The sequence below is a fragment of the Stieleria sp. genome (assembly GCF_041595215.1).
GTDB classification, from domain to species: domain Bacteria; phylum Planctomycetota; class Planctomycetia; order Pirellulales; family Pirellulaceae; genus Stieleria; species Stieleria magnilauensis.
This window is the reverse complement of record NZ_JBFHKV010000788.1, coordinates 1-4,212: the sequence shown is the minus strand read 5'-3', so window position 1 is coordinate 4,212 and position 4,212 is coordinate 1. Positions and strand designations below refer to the sequence as shown.

At 60.8% G+C, this 4,212-nt stretch carries 2 protein-coding genes and 1 pseudogene; all 3 read left to right on the top strand.

Going from position 1 to position 4,212, the window contains the following annotated elements:
• Positions 1-197: 197 nt before the first annotated feature.
• A complete protein-coding gene (locus tag ABX749_RS24210; RefSeq protein WP_372898255.1) occupies positions 198-1,832 on the top strand; it encodes a DUF4013 domain-containing protein in 1,635 nt (544 codons plus the stop codon).
• A 154-nt stretch (positions 1,833-1,986) separates the two neighbouring features.
• Positions 1,987-3,504 carry a S41 family peptidase gene (locus tag ABX749_RS24205; protein WP_372898254.1) on the top strand — a complete coding sequence of 506 codons (1,518 nt, stop codon included), beginning with the start codon at positions 1,987-1,989 and terminating at the stop codon, positions 3,502-3,504.
• Between the two features lie 232 nt (positions 3,505-3,736).
• Positions 3,737-4,212: pseudogene (locus ABX749_RS24200) on the top strand (hypothetical protein); the annotation flags it as partial.

Below are 4,212 nucleotides of genomic sequence, written 5' to 3'. Positions count from 1 at the left end.
GGCTTTCGATCGTCATGGGAGCCGGAATCCCCGGCACGAGAGAGTGAATCGGAACAACCAGTAGGATCCCTTGATGGCATGGTCTGAACGCCGCAAGGTTTACCAGCCTTAACTAACCGCCACCGGGTGGTGTCCAAATTGGACGGTCACGCAGCGTTTGTGGCCGCTGGCGCAAGACGCTCCGATGCCTGGCTGAAGTGAATCACGCGAAGAATGAAAAGAAAGTGAACGAATTCGCGTTTCAGTTTGCCAAGAATGCCCATCTGACGGGCGAACAAGATAGCCTGGATTTGGGGTCGCCCTTCGATCGCGCCATCGCGATGAGCCCAGCCGCCGCGAAAGCGGGCAAGAGTTTCAAAGTTTTTTTCGCCTCGGCCGATCGCGGCTCGCTGTTGACCGCTTCACACCGAATTTTGTGCAATGAAGTGATTGAACCAACCAACGAATTGTCTTCCCCGAAGATCGAACCGGTGGAGGTGTCGGGCGGCGCGCCGATCGGTCGGCAGGCCGACGCTCACGCCTCCGCGGCCGCAGTCGGCACGATGCCAACGACCGAGCTGCCAGCCGAGGATGAGTTCACGTCCGAGGGCGAGTTACCAGCCAGCGGCGAGTTACCAGCCAGCGACGAGTTACCAGCCAGCGGCGATGCGACGGTTCCCGTGGAGGAGGCGTCTCCGCCGGCCCGCCGGGGTGTGGTTCGGACCGTCATCGCCGGCGTCGCTTGGTTGATCAGCGGTCTGTTTAGCCTTGCCTCGTTGATCGTTTGCCTGGCGGTCTTGGCGGCGATCCCGATTCTGCAGTTGATCACGTTCGGCTATTTGTTGGATGTTGCCGGCCGTTTGACGCGCGGGGGAACCCTGCGTGAATCGTTGCCGCATCTTCGTGCGGCCGGTCAAATCGGAATCGTGGTGCTGGCGGTCGTCATCGGTTCGTTGCCCGTGCAATTGTTGGCCCACTGGGAAAGTGTCGCGTCCTTGATCGCGCCCGATGCGGCTCAGGCAACGGCTCTCCGCATCGCCGCGATCGCCGCGGCTTGTCTGGGGGTTTTGTACTTGCTCTGGGCGTTGGCGCGGGGCGGACGGCTGGTCCATTTTGTGTGGCCGCAGCCGAAGCGGATGCTGCGACAGGCGTGGCGGCCGAGTACGTATCTTCCGTTGCCCGACCGGCTTTGGAATTTCACGCATTCCCTGGAACTGGGGCGTTTCTTTTGGCTCGGATTGCGTGGAGCGTTGGGGACGTTGGTGTGGTTGATCCCGGCGATGATCATCATCGCCGCCAACCGCAACGGAGAGACCGGGTTGGCGGGGCTGGTCGGCGGGTTGGCGTTGATCGCTTTGGGGGTGGTGCTGCTGTACTTGCCGATGCTGCAAGCGCACTTTGCGGCGGAGAACCGAGTGCGGGCGCTGTTCGAGGTACGTCGCATCCGTCGGTTGTTTTGCTATTCGCCCTGGGCGTGGCTGGTGGCGATGGTGCTGGGGTTGGTGGTCTTGCCGATTCCGCTCTACCTGTTGAAGATCGAAGCGACGCCGCGGGAGGTGGTTTGGTTGCCGACGCTGGTGTTTGTGGCATTCATCTTGCCGGCGCGATTGGCCGAGGGGTTGGCGATGCGTCGGGCCAGGCGAATCGCGCTCCGCTACGGGGACGGGGCCGTGAAACCGACCGGCAAATGGAGTTTTCTTTCGCGCTGGACGGTGCGATTGTTGATGCCCGGCGTGGTTGCGATCTATTTGTTCTTCGTCACGCTTTCGCAGTACACCAGTTGGGACGGATTGCAAACCTGGGTGCAACAGCACGCGGTGCTGATTCCGATTCCATTTCTGGGCGGGGTGTAGCCGATTGGCGGCTGGGCAGGTGGGGATTTCCGTCGGGCTGATCGACGCCGTACAATAGGCGAATCGCTGCTGGCGTTTGCTGTGCCACGATCACTGACTGATCGCACACGCCCTGATCGTCTTTCTTGCCTTCTTCCCGAGTTTGTTTTCGCGCATGCCACCACGCAACTTCAATCTGATTCTCTTTGCGGTGGTCGTCAGCATTTTGTGTCATTTCACATACCGCAACACCCGGACGGCGAGCATTTTGGGTGAAGCGATCGAATTGATCGAACAAAACTATGTCGATCCGGTCGACCGCAAGCAGTTGGTGATGGCGGCGATGGAGGGTGTGGTCAGTCAGTTGGACGAGCACAGCGGGTATTTCGCCGTCGATGCGTATCGGTCGTTCCAGGACAACATGCATCAGGAATTCGCCGGCATCGGGATCTACGTGGACCAGCCCACTCCGGGGCAGCCGGTTCGGGTGGTCACGCCGCTGGTCAATTCGCCGGCGTTACGGGCGGGCGTCTTGCCGAACGACTTGATCATCAAGGTGAACGGTCAGGATGTCTCCGAGATGTTGTTGGCCGATGTCAGCGATCGATTGAAGGGACCGCCGGGCACGATGGTGTCCCTGACGGTGCTGCGTGGTGATGAGCAACACACGATGTCGGTCCAGCGCGCGACGATCGAATTGGAATCGGTCGTCGGTGATCATCGCGACGAGTCCAACCGTTGGGTGTACCGGTTGGCCAGCGAGCCGTCGGTGGCCTATGTCCGGCTGAAAAGTTTTGGAGAAAAAACGGTCCGCGAGTTGGAGCAGGTGTTGGCCGATTTGGACAACGATTTCGACGCCTTGGTGATGGATCTGCGCGGCAATGGTGGCGGGTTGCTGTACGCCGCCCGCGACGTCAGCGACATGTTTTTATCGAAGGGGCAAATCGTTTCCACCCGCATCCGTGACGGCGAAATCGAAGAGTCTTATGCGGCCACACCCGGAACCCTGGTCGATGCCTCCAAGCCGATCGCCATCTTGATCGATGAAAATTCCGCCAGCGCCAGCGAAATCGTTGCGGCGTGTTTGCAGGACAACGGGCGGGCGCTCGTCGTGGGCACGCGCAGCTACGGCAAGGGAACGGTGCAGGAGATCATGCCGTTGCAATACGGCCGCAGCGCCTTGCGGTTGACCGTGGCGAGATACTTTCGCCCCAACAACAAGAACATCCACCGCACCGCCGATGCGACCGAAGACGACGATTGGGGGGTGACGCCGGATCCGGGGTTCGTGATTCCGATGGAACCCGAAGCGATCGCCAAGCTGGCCGACCGCTGGCGCGAGGCATCGTTCCCGATGCTGGTCGGAATCGATCCGCCGGAGGCCATTCCGCCGAGCGAGTCGGACGCTCCGGCCGACGTCGGTTCACCCGTGCTAGACGCCAGGAAGCGGGAGATTTTGAAGTTGGAAGAGGAACTGAACGCGCTGCAGTCCAAGATTCAGCGGTCGGTCCTTTCCGACCAGGCCAAGGCGAATCTCGCTCGCGGCCCGGAGGAGCTTTCTGACGATCCTCCGCTGCGGGCGGCGGTCGGCCGGTTGCTGGAACTGTCCGGGGCGGAGCGAAACGCCGAACCGGACGCGGTGGATCCTCCCGCAGACACTCCGCCCGAGGAACCTCGAGAGAAAGCCGCCTGAGAGGGGGGCTGACCGTCTGGTGAACGCGTAAATTCTGGATCGACGGCTCGAATCCGTTTGCCCGAGCATCTTGGCACAAGTATCCTAACAGGTGTTCAATGGCCGAATTCTCTTATCGGTCTGTACGCCGACCTATCGGCAAGGTTGCTGTCGTCTATTCTTCCGCAATAGTCGCCTGCAACGGCTACTTGCACGCAATCAACCGATCGACTTGTCAGAGGACCCCAAAGTGATGATCCGACATTCTTTTTCTCTCGCACCGCTGGCCGCGCTCGCGCTCATCGGAGCAATGCTCGGCTCACACCAGGCCAGTGCGCAGAACGAATCCGTCCTGGCCGAGATCTACGGCCGAGGGGTGCATGCGTATTATGCCGGTCAATACACCGAGGCGTATGACTACCTGTCGCAAGCCATCGACGGCGGAACGCGTGACCCCCGTGCCTATTACTTCCGCGGCATCGTGGCCTACAACCAGGGGCGGAATGCCGAGGCAGAGTTGGATTGGCAGGTGGGAGCACAGATGGAAGCACGCACCGGCGGCGCAGACGGTATCGGTCGGTCCCTGTCGCGATTCCAGGGTTCGGCTCGCCTGAAGCTGGAAGAGATTCGGCAGAAAGCACGGATCAATGCGATGATGAACGCGGCGACTCGATCCGACACGCGAATGATGGAATTGGGAGTCCAGCCGAGTGCTTCAGCAGCCAGTGC

What these genes read in the sequence shown, in the direction of transcription:
- ABX749_RS24205 (WP_372898254.1), top strand. Translation starts at nt 1,987, where the DNA reads ATGCCACCACGCAACTTCAATCTGATTCTCTTTGCGGTGGTCGTCAGC.